This is a genomic window from Gemmatimonadota bacterium, from assembly GCA_041390125.1.
In the GTDB taxonomy this organism is placed as follows: Bacteria; Gemmatimonadota; Gemmatimonadetes; order Longimicrobiales; family Gaopeijiaceae; genus JAGQIF01.
Map to the genome: position 1 here is coordinate 297,741 of JAWKQN010000005.1, position 14,667 is coordinate 312,407.

A 14,667-nucleotide genomic window follows, 5' to 3' on the forward strand; every position below is an offset into this window, starting at 1 on the left:
CGGGTCGTGCGCTACTCCTCTGCCATGAACGGGTAGCGATAGTCCCGGGGCGGCACCAGCGTCTCCTTCACGCTGCGCGGCGAGAGCCAGCGCAGCAGGTTCGCGGGACCGCCCGCCTTGTCGTTCGTCCCCGACGCGCGGCCACCCCCGAACGGCTGCTGTCCCACCACCGCGCCGGTGGGCTTGTCGTTGAGGTAGAAGTTCCCGGCGGCGTCGCGCAGACGGTCGTAGGCCTGCTGCAGCGCTGCGCGATCATCGGCGAACACGGCGCCGGTCAGTGCGTACGGCGTCGAGCGATCCGCGAGCTCGAGGATCCGCTCCCAGTCCTGATCGGGATAGACGTGGACGGTGAGGACGGGGCCGAAGATCTCCTCGCACATCGCCTCGTACCCCGGATCGGTGGTGCGCAGGATCGTGGGTCGGACGAACCACCCCCGGCTCTTGTCGGTCTGTCCGCCGGCCACCACGTCCACCGAAGCGGCGCCGCGTGCGCGTTCGATGTAGCCCGCGATCTTGTCGAACGCGCGCTCATGGATGACGGCGCCCAGGAAGTTGCGGAAGTCCGCGGGATCCCCCATGGCGAGCGACTCCGTCTCGTCCACCAGGTCCGAGCCCATGCGGGCCCACACGCTCTCGGGGATGTACGCGCGCGAAGCGGCGCTGCACTTCTGGCCCTGGTACTCGAACGCGCCTCGGATCAGTCCCACGCGCAGCGCCGCCGGGTCGGCGGACGGGTGCGCCACCACGAAGTCCTTGCCCCCCGTCTCGCCTACGATGCGGGGATAGGCGCGGTATCGGTCCAGGTTGTCGCCGATCTGCTTCCAGAGCGAGCGGAAAACGGTCGTGGAGCCGGTGTAGTGGAGCCCCGCGAACTCCGGATGCGCGAGCACGCGCTCCGTGATCATCACGGGATCGCCGGGGATGAAGTTGATCACACCCGGAGGCAGTCCGGCCGCCTCCAGCAGGCGGGCGACGTAGTAGTTGCTCACCACCGCCGAGTCGGACGGCTTCCACACCACGGTGTTGCCGACGAGTGCCGGCGCGCCCGAGAGGTTGCCGCCGATCGCGGTGAAGTTGAACGGGCTGACGGCGTAGACGAAGCCCTCCAGCGGCCGGTGATCGGTCCAGTTCCACACCCCGGCGCTCGACCGCGGCTGCTCCGCGTACAGCTCGGCCGCGAAATGCACGTTGAAGCGCCAGAAGTCGATGAGCTCGCACGCGGCGTCGATCTCGGCCTGGAACGCGGTCTTGCTCTGGTTGAGCATGGTGGTCGCGTTCAGCGTCTGCCGCCACGGACCGGCGAGCAGCTCCGCCGCCTTCAGGAACACACGTGCCCGCTCCTCCCACGGCCACCGGCTCCAGTCGTGGCGGGCGCGGAGCGCGGCGGCGATCGCTTGGTCCACTTCTTCGGGTCCGGCCCGATGCCAGGTCGCGAGCACGTGGCCGTGGTCGTGGGGCACCACGGCCGTGGCGGTGTCGCCCGTACGCACCTCTCTCCCGTCGATCAGGAGCGGGATCTCGATCTGCTGACCGGCATGGGTGGCCAGGGCGTCCTTGAGCGCCGTACGCTCGGCACTGCCCGGCGCGTAGGAGAGGATCGGCTCGTTGACGGCCGCGGGCGGATGGGCTCGGCTGCTCATGGCGTTGGCTGTGCGTTTCAGGTGGGTGGAGACGGGCGTGTCCCGTCTGCCCCGAGGCGGCGCGAGCCCGGACGAGGCGGGGTCCGGCCGCATCGGAGGCCTATGTTCGCCCCGCGGCCGAGGAGGGGCAATGGAGGCGGCCACCTGCCGCGCGGGTGCGGAGCGGATGGTGGACGGCCCGTCGCGACGTCGTTGACGGTCCCTCCGCGGCTCGGGTAGCTTTGGCCGGGAAGGAACGCGAGCCGGCGGTGACGCCAGGAGGCGCGGTGGTCACGGTCGAGGACCAGATCGAAGCGGTGTTGGAGGCGATCCGCCCGGCGCTGCACATGGATGGCGGTGACGTCGAGTTCGTCGGCTTCCGGCCGGAGGACGGCATCGTCGAGATCCGCTGGCTGGGCGCCTGCGTGTCGTGCCCCATCTCCATGCAGACGCTGAAGCTGGGCATCGAGCGTCGCCTCGTGGAGAGCGTTCCCGAAGTCACCGAAGTCCTCGCCGTCTGAGGCACCGCCATCGCGCGGGCCCGGCGCGCGCCCCTTGCTCCTCCACACTCCGTCCATGAATCCCGAGTCACTGAAGCAGGCTCTCGTCGCCGCATTGACCGGCGTGCGCAATCCCCGCACCGGCACCGACGTGCTCGCCGGCGGTCAGGTCAAGGACCTCGAGGTCAGCGAGGAAGGAGAAGCGCGCTTCTCCTTCGCGCTGGGTCCGTCGGACGCCGGGACGCTCGTGCGCGACGCGCGCGCAGCGGCCGAGGGGGTCACGGGCATCAAGGCCGTCAAGGTCAACGTGGAGCTGCCGCGCGCTGGAGGAGATCGGCCCCCGCGGCAGCCCGGGCTCCAACCGGGCAGCGTGCCGGCGCCCACGCCCAAGCCCGGGATCCTGCCCGACGTCCGGCACGTGGTCGCGGTCAGCTCCGGCAAGGGTGGGGTGGGCAAGTCGATGGTGGCGGCCAACCTCGCCGCCGCGCTGGCGGCCGGCGGCGCGCGCGTCGGTCTCCTGGACGCGGACGTCTACGGACCCAACATCCCGATCATGTTCGGGGAGACGCGCCGACCTGCCGTCACCGGGGGCAAGGGCCAGGAGCGGATCGAGCCCCTGGAGGCCCACGGCGTACGCCTCATGAGCCTCGGATTCCTGTTGGAGACGGATCAGCCCGCCATCATGCGCGGTCCGCTCATCGCCGGTGTGCTCCGGCAGTTCATCGAGCAGGTGGCCTGGGGCGCGCTCGACGTGCTCGTCGTGGACATGCCTCCGGGCACCGGCGACGCGCAGCTCTCGCTGGTGCAGACCATCGACGTGGACGGCGCGGTGCTCGTCTCCACGCCCCAGGACGTCAGCACGGGGGACGTCCGGCGTGCGGTGCGGATGTTCGAGCGCGTCAACACGCGCGTGCTCGGCATCGTCGAGAACATGAGCGGGCTCGTGTGCCCGCATTGCTCGGAGGTGATCGACGTGTTCGGGCAGGGCGGTGCCGAGGCCCTGGCGGGCGAGATGGACCTGCCCTTCCTCGGGCGGGTCCCGCTCGACCCGGCCGTACGCGCCTCGGGCGACCAGGGGCGGCCGATCGTGCTGTCCCATCCGGAGTCTCCGGCCGCGGCGGCGCTGCGCGCGGTCGCGGACACCGTGCTGGCGGCGGTGGAGGCCGCATGAGGCCAGCGCCCTCGGGCGCGCCCCCGCCGGAGACCTGGGCAGAGCGTCCCGTCCAGGAGATCGTGCGGGACGTCCCCGCCGCCCTGGAGGTGCTGGACGCGGCGGGGGTGCGGCTCGACCGCGACGGCTGCCGCACCCTGGCCGAGCTGGACCGGGCGGATCTGGCCGAGGAGCTCCGGCGGTTGCCACGTCTGTGAGGGTGACCTGCGGACCGGCGGACCTCGCCGAGGAGCTCCGGCGGCTGAGGGCGACCTGCGGACCGGCGGACCTCGACACGACCCTGCTGCGGATCGACCGCTGAAGTCGGGCAGGAGATGGCCGGGCGTGAAGGCCCGGCGGAGCGGGGGCTGGGGAGGGGCGAGGGGACCGGGGCCGGGTCCGGCCGGTCACGTCCGGAGAGGACGCCGCGGACCCGGAAGGGCGTGAGCGCGCCGCCGGGGGCGGTCTACTCTTCCAGCCAGCGGCGGTCCGCCGCGCTCAACGAGCCCCGGCGGGAGCGATCCACGAGCTTCAGGACCACCCAGCCGATGAGCATGATGGGCGCCACCTTGAACAGCAGGAAGGTGGCGAGCCCGAACGTGATCGAGAAGATCGTCCCGAGGACCGCCAGCACGACGCCAGCGGCGATCAACGTGGCGACCCCGACCGCGAAGAACGTGAGCAATGTCCCGAGCATGGTCTCCTCCCTGCGTCGAGTCCGTCCGACGACGCTTCCATCAATATAGTACGCGGAAGGGGAGGGGAAGGATTCAGCGGGTGGGGACGACGCGGATGCGCCCGAAGGCGGCCTCGATGGAGATCCGGATGCGGCGTTCGGCCCGATCGAAGTCGGGCGTGACCCAGCGGCCGTCGCGTCGCTCCAGGCTCTCGGCGTCCATCCCCGTGAGAAAGCTGTCCTGCTCGATCTCCACGCCGAGGCCCGGCGGGATGCGCAGCTCGAGCGATCCGAGCCCCATCTCCACGCTCAGGCGGGCGTCCCGCCGCCAGCGGCCGTCGAGGTCGAGGGTCACGTCGCCGATGCCCGCATGGACCTCCATGCGCTCGGCGTTCAGGTTGCCCATCCCCTCGAACCGGAAGTCGGCCGCGCCCACCTGCACGGAGACCGAGCCGGCCTCCACCGGATTGGGCTCGCCCACGCGCACCACGGTCTCGGAGGCGCCGGTCTTGAGGTCCAGGGTCGTCAGGCTGAGGCCGCCCAGCTCCAGTTCCGAGCGCACCGCACCCATCTCCAGGTCGAGGTCGATGGGCACGCCGCGCGCCAGCTCCAGGTCGAGCGCGCCCTGGCTGTCGCCCTTCAGGTCGATGGAGTTGCCTCTCCCGTCGACGCCGACCTCCAGGCGGCCGGAGCGATAGCTCGCCACCGGCGTGAAGGTGTCGGCGTCGTAGCGCAGCTGGACCCGGTAGAGCACCGATCCCGTGGCGGGGCGGAGCTGCACGCGACCCGCCCCGTAGCGCACCTCCACATCCAGGGAGCGCTCCTGCGTGCGCACGCGCGAGCTGGCGAAGTCACGCCAGTCCTGGGCGGCGACCGCCGTCGCGCTCGCGGCGCACAGGAGCGCCGCGCCGAGCAGCGCCTGCGTGCGCAGCACGTTCAGCCCTCGGCGCCGGGACCGCGCCGGTCGTCGTCGCGCGCGTCCTCGTCCTCGGGGGACGGTGACGGCACGTCGGTCTCGACGTCGTCGAAGGCGAGCTCGACCTCGTCCACCGCCGGTCCGGTGGGCGGCGGCGCGTCGGTCGTGGGCTCCGAGGCGTACGTGTCGGGGGTGGGCTCGTCCATCCCCGCCGTGCCGCGTCCCCAGCGCTCCGAGCGCCAGCCCGACTTCCAGTCGTCGAAGGTGAAGCTCTCGCCCACCAGGTCGGGCCGGGAGCCGCCTCGCGTGAGGAGCACGGCCCCGAAGCCCACGGTGGCCATCGCCAGGATGGCCAGCGTGCCCACCGCCGACAGCAGGCCGTGCAGGAATCCCAGCAGGGAGCCCGCCATCTGCAGCGTGTTGGCGGCGACGAACACCAGCGTCGCGGCCGCGAGGCCGGCCGCCATGCGGTAGAGCGTGCCGGGCTCGCGGGCCCATTCGAAGCCCCTCACGTCGTGCGTGCGGATCCACTCGCCCACGTTGATGGCCACAGCCAACGCGCCGGCCAGGGCCGCCAGGCCCGCGGCGAGCGGGAAGAGCGGGATCCAGGCGATGGCCAGCGGGATCCCCACGATCGAGATCACGAGCGCCACGATGCCCAGCACCCAGGCGGGGACCAGCAGGAAGGCGCCGGCCAGGCCCACGGCGGCCGAGCGCGCCGGGTAGAGGCGCGCGGTCTCGGCGACCGCCTCCATGCGCGGTCCCGCGAAGTGGAGCAGCACCGCCCCGATCGCGCAGAGCACGCCGAAGGTCAGCAGGTTCTCCAGGATCCCACCGATGCCGGCCGCCACGTTGCGGAAGGGACTGCGCACGCTGCGACGCACGTCGTCGCGCATGCTGCGTCCCATCTCGCGCTCGACCTCGGAGCGGATCTCGTCGCGCAGGCTGTCCAGGTCGGGCAGCTCCACACGGCGCTCGGGATCCGCCCGCAGACGCGTGACGTCTCCTCCGATCTCACCGTCGTCCGAGAGGCGCGCATCGAGCAGACGCACGTCCCCTTCGATCTCGCCGCTGTCGGACACCCGCAGGCGACCGCCGACGACGATCACGTCCCCCGTCACGCGGCCATCGACGTTCAGGTTGCCGTCGACGATCAGGACGCTGCGGTCGACCACCTCGCCCTCGGCGATGCGTCCGTCCTCGCCGATGTACAGCTGCAGATCCTCGACGTCCACGCCTTCGAGCGCCGGTCCCAGCTCCGCGAGCCGGTCGGCGTGTCGGAGCAGCCCGAGCAGACCCCGCAGCCCGTCCACCTCGATCCCCGCGGCCGGTGCGGTCGGAGCCACGGCCACCGAGGGCGCGGCGGCTTCCTCGAGGGCGCGATCGATGCGCCGAGCGGCGTCCAGCGCGTCGCCGTCGAGGCCGGCCGGAGGGGCCCACTCCACCAGCGCCTCGGACAGCTCCACGCCACTCAGCGCGATGGCGCGCGAGAGGAGCGTGCGCCACGCCCGATCGAGGTCGTCCCCCGAGCGGAAGGAGGCCACCACGTCGCCGCCGATCCGGACCTCTCCGTCCGCGAGGGCGATCTCGACGGCGTCGCCGTCCGCCAGCTCGAGCTCCAGGCGTGCCTCCGCGGACGATACCGCGACCTGGCTGGAGACCACGGTGGGCTCCTGCGCCATGGCCGGAACGGCCCACAGCGGGAGCGAGAGCAGGAGGGCCACCAGGGCCCCCGGTCTAGAGACGAGCCCGCGCATACGAACCACCCGACGAGCGGTGAGGGATCAACAGGTTCCGATACAGGACCCACAGCGCGATCAACGTCAGCGCGCTGAACAGGAGGAACCCTCCTGCCAGGGTCGCAGGGGAGGAGAGGGCCTGGATGCGTTGGGGATCGATCGTCGCCAGAAGGGTGGCGATCGGGCTCCACGCCGCAGCGGACCACTCGAGCAGCTTCCAGCCGGCATAGCGGGCCACCGCCGAGGCGGTGACCATCGGATTCGAGAACAGGCTCCACAGGAGCAGCGCGGCCACCGCGGCCGGCGCGGTGGCGACGCCCGCGATGGCAGCCCAGCCGCGCGGGTGGATGCGGGCCAGGGCGGCCCCGGAACGCGCCGCCCACAGCTGCACCCGACCGCGGACCGTGCGGGGCTGGGCCGCAGGCACCTGGGCCAGCACGCGGGCCGCGAAGCCCGGTGCCGGCGCCGCCTGCGGCAGCTCCGCCAGGCGGGTGAACAACCCCTCCCACCGGGTGTGGTCGGCCGCGCAGGCGCTGCAGGCCGCGAGATGCTGTCGCACCCGGGCGTCGGCTTCGGCCGGCATCACGCCGTCCACGGCGTCCAGCAGCTCCTCCGGCGTCGGATGCCACCCCTCCAGCGCCGCCGGGACGGCCCCCGGCGCGACCATGGGCCGGATCCCGGCCACCCGATCGAGCACGCGATCGGCGAAGTCGGCGCGGGGCCGCAAGGCGGGGAGGCTGGACATGGCGCCGAAGAGCCGCGTCCAGCGGGCGTACTCGCCCCGACACCGGGCACACGAGGCCAGGTGCCCCTCGGCGACCAGGGTCTCCTCGCGGGAGAGCCGGCCGTCCAGGAGCGCCTGGAGCTCAGCGGTGTGCAGGTGTCCGTTCATGCTCGTCCTGGTGCCGGGGCCCGACCCACGCCGGGCGCGTCCCGAGGCCCTACGGATCCGGGGGCCCGGAGGTTTCGCGGATCCCCGCCTCTAACCCCTTGCGGGGGAAGCCCTTCGCGGAGGTGCTCCAAGGGGCCGCTCACGGGCGTACCGGCTCCAGCAGGCCCATCAGCTCATGGCGGGCGCGGTGCAGATACGTCTTCACGGTCCCGAGCGGGATCTCCATGATCTGGGCGATCTCCTCGTAGGCGTATCCTTCCACGTGGCGGAGCAGCACGGCGGTCCGGTACTCCGGCCGCAAGCGGCCGATCGCCTCCTCGATCTGGGCGCCCAGCTCGCGGTTCTCCACGAACTCCTGCGGGCTCTCGCCGTCCGACTCCACGGTCAGACGGGACTGGGCCTGCTCTTCGGCGCTCGTGGCGTGGGGGGAGCCGTCGATCGAGACCGTGTCGAGCTTGCGCTTGCGCAGGTGATCGATCGTCAGGTTGTTGGCGATCTTGAAGATCCAGCTCGAGAACTTGTAGCGGGGGTCGTAGCGGCCCAGCGCGTTGAAGGCCCGGATGAACGTCTCCTGGGCCAGGTCCTCGGCCAGCGATCGGTCCCGCACCATCCGCAGGATCAGCGAGAAGATCGGACGCTCGTAGCGTTCGAGCAGCTCGCGGAACGCGGACTCGCGCCCCCGGAGCGCGCGGGTGACGAGCTCGCGATCGTCCACGACGACACCGGCCCCCACCGCGGGAGCGGGGGTCGGGTTCGTGCGTTCGACGCGCGATGCTTCGGCCATCTCACCTCGGGTGTGGCCCGCCGTGTCCGATTCCACCGGCCCTACGCGGCCGTGGCGGCCGAGGTTTCGGAACCCGGGCGCCGGGGCGGGGTTCCGGCTCCCCGCACCCGCCATCGGCCACCCGCTCCGCCAGCCCGAGCCCGCCACCGCACCATGCCCACCCCGTCCGAGGCGCGCCCCTCCGAAGGGGCCGACCGCGAGCGACAGGTCCGGCGGATCTTCTCCGAGATCGCCCCCCGCTACGACCTGCTGAACCACGTCCTCAGCCTCAACATCGACCGGCGCTGGCGGCGTCGGGCCATCGACCGGCTGGGGTGGGAGCGCACCCCGGAGGGACGGTTCCTGGATGGGTGCGCCGGCACGTACGACCTGGCCCTCGAGCTGGCGCGGCGGCCGGCATTCCGGGGTCGGGTCGTGGCCTCCGACTTCGCCCATCCCATGCTGGTCCAGGGCCGTCCGAAGCTGGCGGGGACGGGGATCACGTCCCTCTGCGCCGATTCGCTCCGGCTGCCCTTCCCGGACGCGTCCTTCGACGGGGCCACGGTGGGCTTCGGCGTGCGCAACCTCGCCGACCTGGACCGGGGCTTGAGGGAGTTGGCGCGCGTGCTGCGGCCGGGCGCGCGGGCCGTGATCCTCGAGTTCACCACGCCGCCGAGCCGGCTGATGCGCTCCCTGTATCTGTTCTACTTCCACCACATCCTGCCCCGGGTGGGGCGGTGGGTCTCCGGCCACCCCTGGGCCTACACCTACCTGCCCGAGTCCGTGAAGGAGTTCCCGGGGCCGGAGGAGCTGGCGGAGCGCATGCGGCGGGCCGGCTTCTCCGACGCCCGCTGGTCGCTCGTCAGCGGGGGGATCGCGGCGATCCACGTGGCGGAGCGCTGACCGGCTCCACCGCCTCGTCCGCGGACGCCTCCAGCAGGGTCACGGGCCCCAGCCGTTCGAGCTCCGGCAGCAGGATGTCCGGATCACCCACCAGCAGCCACGTGATCTTGCCGGGGTCGAACTGCGCCTTCACCACGCGGAGCACGTCGTCGGGCTCCACGCGCTGGATCTCCTCGAGGTAGGTCTCGAGCCAGTCGGCGGGGATGTCCGACGCCAGGTACGACATCCGACGCTGCACCACCTGGGCTGCGCTCTGGAGGGTGAAGACCATGCCGTTGGTGATCTCCTCGCGGATGCTGCGCACCTCCGCGCGCTCGGGTGCCTGCTCGCTCATCTGGCGGAGCACGTCCAGCATGACCTCCGCCGCCGGCACGGTGGTCTCCGTGCGCGAGCTGGTCACCATGGCGAGGATTCCGTTGCTGCGACGCGGCGCCGTCCAGGTGGACGTCGCGCCGTAGGCGTATCCCTTCTCGGTGCGGATGCGCTGCATGAGGCGGCTGGACATCCCGCTCGAGCCCAGGATCGAGTTGGCCACGCGCGATGCGAAGTAGTCGGCGCGGTCTCCCTCCCGCACGGTCGTCGGCTGACCGAGCACCACCGTGGCCTGCGGCGTCCGCTTGGGGATGAGGAAGATCCCACCGGCGCTGCGAACGGTCGGCGGCGCGGGATCGTCGAGCGAGCGTGCGCACGGGGGCCACGCCTGCAGCAAGGGTTCGAGGCGGGTGCGGGCCTCGCTCCACGACAGGTCCCCGGCGATGCCGATGATCAGCTGGTCGCGACAGAAGATGGCCGCGTGCGCGTCCCGCAGCGTGGTGGGGTTCACCCGCTCCTGCGTGAGGTCGTCCGCGCCCATGTCCCATCCGATGGGGTGCTCCCCGAACATCAGATGGTTGAACGCCGAGTAGGCCACGCTCTGCGGCGAATCCTCGCTGCGTCGGGTGTAGTCGAGCTCGCGAGCCCGCCAGATCTCGATCTCGGTGCTGTCGAATCGAGGTTCCAGGAGGACCTGCCGCCACAAGGAGAGGCCGTCCTCCAGATCGCGGGAGAGCACGTTGAAGCCCGAGGCCATCGCTTCGCCGGTCGAGCTGAAGGAGCTCTCCATCGCCAGCAGCTCCATGCGCAGCGAAAGCGAATCCGGCGGCAGGCGCTCGGTCCCGCCGTTCTGCAGCATCGAGCTCAAGGCCGTCACGGCGGCGTATTGCGTCCGGGGAAGGTGGGCGAAGCCGCGATCGAACCGGAAGAACACACTGGCCAGCGGGAGCGAGTGGTCCTCGAGGAACACCACGGGCACGCCCTCCAGCCGTTCGACCCGGGGCTCGGTCTCGTCGTAGCGGAGTGGCGGCGGCTCGAAGGCGAGCGCCGGCCCCCGTCCGACCTCGGCGTCGGGAGATGCGGGAGCCACCCGCGGGAGCCCGACCTGGATGCGCTGGCGCACGCGGTCCGCGCCCGCCTGCGCCGGCCGGCGGGGCGGCGTGTCCCCAGGCTCCCCGCCGGCCTCTGCCGGGGCGGCCGTGGAGTCCGGGGCGGTCGCGTCGGCGACGACCGGGCGTCGCAGCAGAGCAACGCTGCGCTGCTGCTCGACCAGCCAGGCCTGGGCGACGCGCTGCACGTCCGCAGGGGTGACGTCCACCATCCGGTCGGTGGCGCGGAAGGTCTCGCGCCAGTCCCCGTGACGTGCCACGGTGCCCGCGAGCTCGAAGGCGAGCGAGAGGTTCGAGCGCAACCTGCGCACGGCGCCCGCCTCCAGCTGGTTCCGCACGCGGGTCAGCTCCAGCTCCACCGGCGGCTCCTGCCGCAGACGTTCGACCTCCTCCAGGATGGCGCTGCGCAGCTCCTGCACGTCGTGCCCGGGCGCGGGCAGCGCTTCGACGACCAGCAGCCCCGGATAGCGGCCCCCCGGGACGGTCGAGCTGACGACGGACGATGCGATCCGCTCCTGGGTGACCATCCGCTTGTGCAACCGGGACGTCCGCCCGGCGGTGAGCACGGCCGACAGCATCTGCAGCGCAGGGGCGTCGGGGTGGTCCAACGCGGGGATGTGCCACGCCACCCGGATGCGTGGCTCGGCGTCGAAGGTCACCTCCACCGTCCGCTCCCCGTCCTGCGGCGGCTCGACCACCGTCACCGGCGGCGGAACCTCTCCCGGCGGCACGGTGGAGAAGTACCGCTCCGCCATGTCCAGCGTCGCCTCGGCGTCCACGTCGCCGACGATGGCCACGACCGTGTTGCGGGCACCGTAGTAGCGTCGGAAATAGGCTTCGACCCGGGGCCGGTCGAGGCGCTCCAGGTCCTCCAGCGTTCCCACGACGGGCTGCCCGTAGGGGTGCACCCGGAACGCCTCCGCCATGTGCGCCTCATAGAGCTTGCCGGCGGGGTCGGTGTCGACGCGCAGGTTGCGCTCCTCGATGACGACGTTGCGCTCCGTGTGGAATTCGCGGAACACCGGGTTCAGCCGGCGATCCGCCTCGAGGATCATCCAGAGCTCCAATCGGTTCGCCGGAAGCTCGACGAAATAGACCGTCTCCTCCGCCGTGGTCGTGGCGTTGAGCCCGCGCGCACCGTTCTCCGAGTAGATGCGGTCGAGCTCGTTGGGGTTCACGAAGCGACGGGCGCGGGCTTCGAGCGCCTGCAGCCGCTCCTCCAGCCGACCCACGCGCACGGCGTTGGCCTCGACGCCGCGGTCGCGCTCCGCGACCAGGGAGTCGAAGACCGCGTCGATCTGCGGGAACAGCTCCATCTCGCGCTCCAGGGAGCGCGTCCCGATCGTCGTCGTGCCCTTGAACAGCAGGTGCTCGAGCAGATGCACGATCCCGGTCTCTCCCGGGACCTCGTCGACCCCGCCCACCCCGGTGTGCACGGCGAAAGCGATGGTCGGCGACGTCGGGCGGGGAAGCACCACGAAGCGCATGCCGTTCGCGAGCGTGCGCTCGGCGACGGGCAACTCCGGGATGCCGTCGTCCGACGTCTGGGCTGCTGCGGAGACGGGAAGGGTGCCGAGCGCCATCCCCAGGACGGCGCCGACGCGTCGCAGCGCGTGGATCAGGGCGGAGCGGGCTGGCAGCGTGGACACAGGAATGCGGATCGTCCCCCGAAGACAAGACGCTCGATCGGCGCGCCGCATCGGGGGCACGCCGATCCTTCTCGCCCATACGCGCGAAGGTTCCTGGCGTTTTCCCCCTCCTGACCATCGATGTTCCGGTAGTCGCGCAGTGTCGTGCCTCCGGCACGGATCCCCGAGTCCAGGGCCCGCCGCACCTCGCGCAGCAGTCGCCCCGCCTCCGCACGGGTGAGGGACGCCGCCGGGCGGGTGGGATGGATCCGGGCCCCGAACAGGGCCTCGGTGGCGTAGATGTTCCCCACGCCCGCCACCCGGCGGGGGTCCAGCAGCCAGGAGCGGACGGGCGTGCGCGAGGTCGCCAGGCGCCGGTGGAACTCGGCGGCGCCGAGCGCGGGGTCCAGCGGCTCGGGCCCGAGCGCCTGGGACCGTCCCTCCCAGGTCGCCTCTTCGAGCGCCTCCACCCGACCGAAGCGGCGCACGTCGGCGTACACCAGGGTGGCGCCCCCGTCGAGCCGGAACGTGACGGCGGTGTGGCCGGGCCGACCCGAGGTGCCGGGATAGAACAGCAGGCGGCCGGTCATGCCCAGGTGGACCCTGAGGACCACCCCCGCGTCGGTGGGAGCGACGATGTTCTTGGCGCGCCGGAAGACCTCGGTGACGCGGGCGCCCGTCAGGAGCCGGCGCACGGCCGCGCCGGACGGACGGCAGACGTCGGCCCGACGGACGTGCACCGAGACGATGCGTCGGCCCGGCAGCACGTGCCGGAGGCCGTCGACGACGGCCTGGACCTCGGGAAGCTCGGGCATGCCTGCGCTCCCCTACGGGAGCGCGACCGCCGTCCCGCTGCAGGTCACCATCAGCATGCCGTTGCCGCTGCCGAGCACCTCGTAGTCGAGATCGACGCCGACCACGGCGTTGGCGCCCCGGGCGGACGCTTGCGCCGACATCTCGCGCAGGGCCTCCTCGCGGGCGGAGCGCAGCGCGCGCTCGTAGGCCTCGGAGCGTCCGCCCACGATGTCGCGCACCGTGGCCATGATGTCCTTGAAGATGTTCGCGCCGATGATGGCTTCCCCGGTCACGATGCCCAGGTACTCCCCGATGGGGCGGCCCTCGACGGTCGGCGTTGTGGTCAGGATCATGGTCGTCCTCGTTCGTCCCGGGCGCGTTCGCGCCATCCGATGTCCCTGCGGAACTGCTTCCCCTCGAAGGCGATGCGGTCGGCCGCCGCGACGCTCCTTGCGTGCGCGTCCTGCACCGTGTCTCCGAGACCCGTCACCGCCAGCACCCGACCGCCCGACGTGACCAGCCCGTCGTCGTTCCGGGTCGTGCCGGCGTGGAAGACGAGCGTGTCGGCATCGTCGGTCACCGCGGCGGGGATGTCGATGCGGTGGCCGGTCGGATACGCGTCCGGGTACCCCGCCGACGCCAACACGGTCGTCACGGCCGCACCGGTCCTCCACGCCACGCTGGCGCCGCCCAGCGAGCCTCCGCTCGCGACGCGCTCCAGCAGCGGCAGCAGCGGGCTGTCCATCAGTGGGAGCACGACCTGGGTCTCGGGATCCCCGAAGCGGCAGTTGAACTCCACGACCTTCGGGCCGTCGCGGGTGATCATGAGCCCCGCGTAGAGCAGGCCGCGGAACGGCGCGTCGTCGGCCGCCAACGCGGCCAGGGTGGGGGCCAGGACCCGCTCCTCGATGGTCCCGAGGAGGTCGGCGTCGGCGAAGCCCACGGGGGCGTACGCGCCCATGCCTCCGGTATTGGGCCCCGTGTCGCCCTCCCCGATGCGCTTGTGGTCCTGCGCGGCCAGGAGCGGAAGCGCCCGCTCCCCGTCCGCCAGCGCGAAGAGCGACAGCTCCTCGCCCTCCATGTACTCCTCGATCACGACCTCTCGCCCCGCCTCCCCGAAGCGCAGGTCTCCCAGCATCGACTGGACGGCCGACTCGGCGTCGGAGAGCGTCTCGCACACCACCGCCCCCTTGCCTGCTGCCAGCCCCGAAGCCTTCACCACGATCGGTGCGCCGGCGCCGCGCACATGCGCGAGCGCCGGCTCCACCTCGCGGAAGGTCACGTGCGCGGCCGTGGGGACGCCGGCCTTCTCCATCAGGGCCTTCGCGTAGGCCTTGCTCGTCTCGATGCGGGCCGCCGCGGCGGTGGGTCCGAACGCGGGGACGCCGTGCTTGCGCAGGCGATCCACGAGGCCGTGCGCGAGCGGCGCTTCGGGGCCGACCACGGCCAGGTCGATCTGGTGGGCGGCCGCCCAGCCGGAGAGGGCCTCGACGTCCGTGGGTGCGAGCGTCAGCGCCTCGACCGACGGGCCCATCATGCCGCCGTTGGGCCGGGTGACCCAGAAGCGCGCGTCCGGCGCGTCACGGCCGAGCTTCCAGAGCAGCGCGTGCTCGCGCCCTCCGTTCCCGATGATCAGGATCCGCATGCGGGGGATCGGCTCCGGGG

General features: G+C 72.2%; 14 protein-coding genes. 4 read left to right on the top strand and 10 right to left on the bottom strand.

The window, feature by feature from the left end; genetic code table 11:
* Window positions 1-11 precede the first annotated feature (11 nt).
* On the bottom strand, window positions 12-1,640 hold the full coding sequence (gene pruA / locus R3E98_06185) for an L-glutamate gamma-semialdehyde dehydrogenase (GenBank protein MEZ4422975.1): 1,629 nt from the start codon (window positions 1,638-1,640) through the stop codon (window positions 12-14).
* 248 nt (window positions 1,641-1,888) lie between these two features.
* Between pruA and R3E98_06190 the strand changes: the two genes are divergently transcribed.
* Genes R3E98_06190 through R3E98_06200 form a run of 3 tightly spaced genes read left to right on the top strand, consistent with a single transcriptional unit; the run spans window position 1,889 to window position 3,487 of the window.
* Window positions 1,889-2,140 (top strand): NifU family protein, encoded by a 252-nt coding sequence (locus R3E98_06190; GenBank protein ID MEZ4422976.1) that lies wholly within the window; start codon window positions 1,889-1,891, stop codon window positions 2,138-2,140.
* A 55-nt stretch (window positions 2,141-2,195) separates the two neighbouring features.
* A complete protein-coding gene (locus R3E98_06195) occupies window positions 2,196-3,290 on the top strand; it encodes an Mrp/NBP35 family ATP-binding protein (protein ID MEZ4422977.1) in 1,095 nt (364 codons plus the stop codon).
* Complete coding sequence (locus R3E98_06200; protein MEZ4422978.1) at window positions 3,287-3,487, top strand: hypothetical protein; 201 nt, start codon at window positions 3,287-3,289, stop codon at window positions 3,485-3,487. The genes R3E98_06195 and R3E98_06200 overlap by 4 nt, the downstream gene beginning before the upstream one ends.
* A 248-nt stretch (window positions 3,488-3,735) precedes the next feature.
* Here R3E98_06200 and R3E98_06205 read toward each other — a convergent pair whose 3' ends face one another.
* From R3E98_06205 to R3E98_06225, 5 genes are all read right to left on the bottom strand, one after another.
* Complete coding sequence (locus R3E98_06205) at window positions 3,736-3,966, bottom strand: hypothetical protein (protein MEZ4422979.1); 231 nt, start codon at window positions 3,964-3,966, stop codon at window positions 3,736-3,738.
* Window positions 3,967-4,039: 73 nt separating this feature from the next.
* The gene (locus R3E98_06210; protein MEZ4422980.1) at window positions 4,040-4,879 is read right to left on the bottom strand and encodes a LiaF-related protein; all 840 of its coding nucleotides are present in this window, start codon (window positions 4,877-4,879) and stop codon (window positions 4,040-4,042) included.
* A 2-nt stretch (window positions 4,880-4,881) separates the two neighbouring features.
* Window positions 4,882-6,618 (bottom strand): polymer-forming cytoskeletal protein, encoded by a 1,737-nt coding sequence (locus tag R3E98_06215; protein MEZ4422981.1) that lies wholly within the window; start codon window positions 6,616-6,618, stop codon window positions 4,882-4,884.
* A complete protein-coding gene (locus tag R3E98_06220; protein ID MEZ4422982.1) occupies window positions 6,599-7,492 on the bottom strand; it encodes a zf-HC2 domain-containing protein in 894 nt (297 codons plus the stop codon). Before R3E98_06220 ends, R3E98_06215 begins: the two co-directional genes overlap by 20 nt.
* 139 nt (window positions 7,493-7,631) lie before the next feature.
* Window positions 7,632-8,276, bottom strand: coding sequence for a sigma-70 family RNA polymerase sigma factor (locus R3E98_06225; GenBank protein ID MEZ4422983.1), 645 nt, complete (start codon window positions 8,274-8,276; stop codon window positions 7,632-7,634).
* A 153-nt stretch (window positions 8,277-8,429) separates the two neighbouring features.
* On the opposite strand from R3E98_06225, the gene R3E98_06230 reads away from it, so the two are divergent.
* Window positions 8,430-9,158 (top strand): ubiquinone/menaquinone biosynthesis methyltransferase, encoded by a 729-nt coding sequence (locus tag R3E98_06230; protein ID MEZ4422984.1) that lies wholly within the window; start codon window positions 8,430-8,432, stop codon window positions 9,156-9,158.
* Here the strand turns inward: R3E98_06230 and R3E98_06235 are convergent.
* Genes R3E98_06235 through purD form a run of 4 tightly spaced genes read right to left on the bottom strand, consistent with a single transcriptional unit; the run spans window position 9,118 to window position 14,647 of the window.
* Window positions 9,118-12,228: a pitrilysin family protein gene (locus tag R3E98_06235; GenBank protein ID MEZ4422985.1), complete on the bottom strand. Its 3,111-nt coding sequence runs from the start codon at window positions 12,226-12,228 to the stop codon at window positions 9,118-9,120. The genes R3E98_06230 and R3E98_06235 overlap by 41 nt on opposite strands.
* Entirely contained in the window at window positions 12,198-13,022 is an 825-nt protein-coding gene (gene mutM / locus R3E98_06240; GenBank protein MEZ4422986.1) for a bifunctional DNA-formamidopyrimidine glycosylase/DNA-(apurinic or apyrimidinic site) lyase, read from the bottom strand. Before mutM ends, R3E98_06235 begins: the two co-directional genes overlap by 31 nt.
* Window positions 13,023-13,034: 12 nt before the next feature.
* Window positions 13,035-13,355, bottom strand: a complete 321-nt coding sequence (locus R3E98_06245) for a heavy metal-binding domain-containing protein (protein MEZ4422987.1) — start codon at window positions 13,353-13,355, stop codon at window positions 13,035-13,037.
* Window positions 13,352-14,647 carry a phosphoribosylamine--glycine ligase gene (purD, locus tag R3E98_06250; GenBank protein MEZ4422988.1) on the bottom strand — a complete coding sequence of 432 codons (1,296 nt, stop codon included), beginning with the start codon at window positions 14,645-14,647 and terminating at the stop codon, window positions 13,352-13,354. The genes R3E98_06245 and purD overlap by 4 nt, the downstream gene beginning before the upstream one ends.
* Between the last annotated feature and the right edge of the window lie 20 nt (window positions 14,648-14,667).

What these genes read in the sequence shown, in the direction of transcription:
- R3E98_06225 (MEZ4422983.1), bottom strand. Translation starts at nt 8,276, where the DNA reads ATGGCCGAAGCATCGCGCGTCGAACGCACGAACCCGACCCCCGCTCCC.
- R3E98_06205 (MEZ4422979.1), bottom strand. Translation starts at nt 3,966, where the DNA reads ATGCTCGGGACATTGCTCACGTTCTTCGCGGTCGGGGTCGCCACGTTG.
- R3E98_06230 (MEZ4422984.1), top strand. Translation starts at nt 8,430, where the DNA reads ATGCCCACCCCGTCCGAGGCGCGCCCCTCCGAAGGGGCCGACCGCGAG.
- R3E98_06215 (MEZ4422981.1), bottom strand. Translation starts at nt 6,618, where the DNA reads ATGCGCGGGCTCGTCTCTAGACCGGGGGCCCTGGTGGCCCTCCTGCTC.
- R3E98_06200 (MEZ4422978.1), top strand. Translation starts at nt 3,287, where the DNA reads ATGAGGCCAGCGCCCTCGGGCGCGCCCCCGCCGGAGACCTGGGCAGAG.
- purD (MEZ4422988.1), bottom strand. Translation starts at nt 14,647, where the DNA reads ATGCGGATCCTGATCATCGGGAACGGAGGGCGCGAGCACGCGCTGCTC.
- mutM (MEZ4422986.1), bottom strand. Translation starts at nt 13,022, where the DNA reads ATGCCCGAGCTTCCCGAGGTCCAGGCCGTCGTCGACGGCCTCCGGCAC.
- pruA (MEZ4422975.1), bottom strand. Translation starts at nt 1,640, where the DNA reads ATGAGCAGCCGAGCCCATCCGCCCGCGGCCGTCAACGAGCCGATCCTC.
- R3E98_06195 (MEZ4422977.1), top strand. Translation starts at nt 2,196, where the DNA reads ATGAATCCCGAGTCACTGAAGCAGGCTCTCGTCGCCGCATTGACCGGC.
- R3E98_06220 (MEZ4422982.1), bottom strand. Translation starts at nt 7,492, where the DNA reads ATGAACGGACACCTGCACACCGCTGAGCTCCAGGCGCTCCTGGACGGC.
- R3E98_06245 (MEZ4422987.1), bottom strand. Translation starts at nt 13,355, where the DNA reads ATGATCCTGACCACAACGCCGACCGTCGAGGGCCGCCCCATCGGGGAG.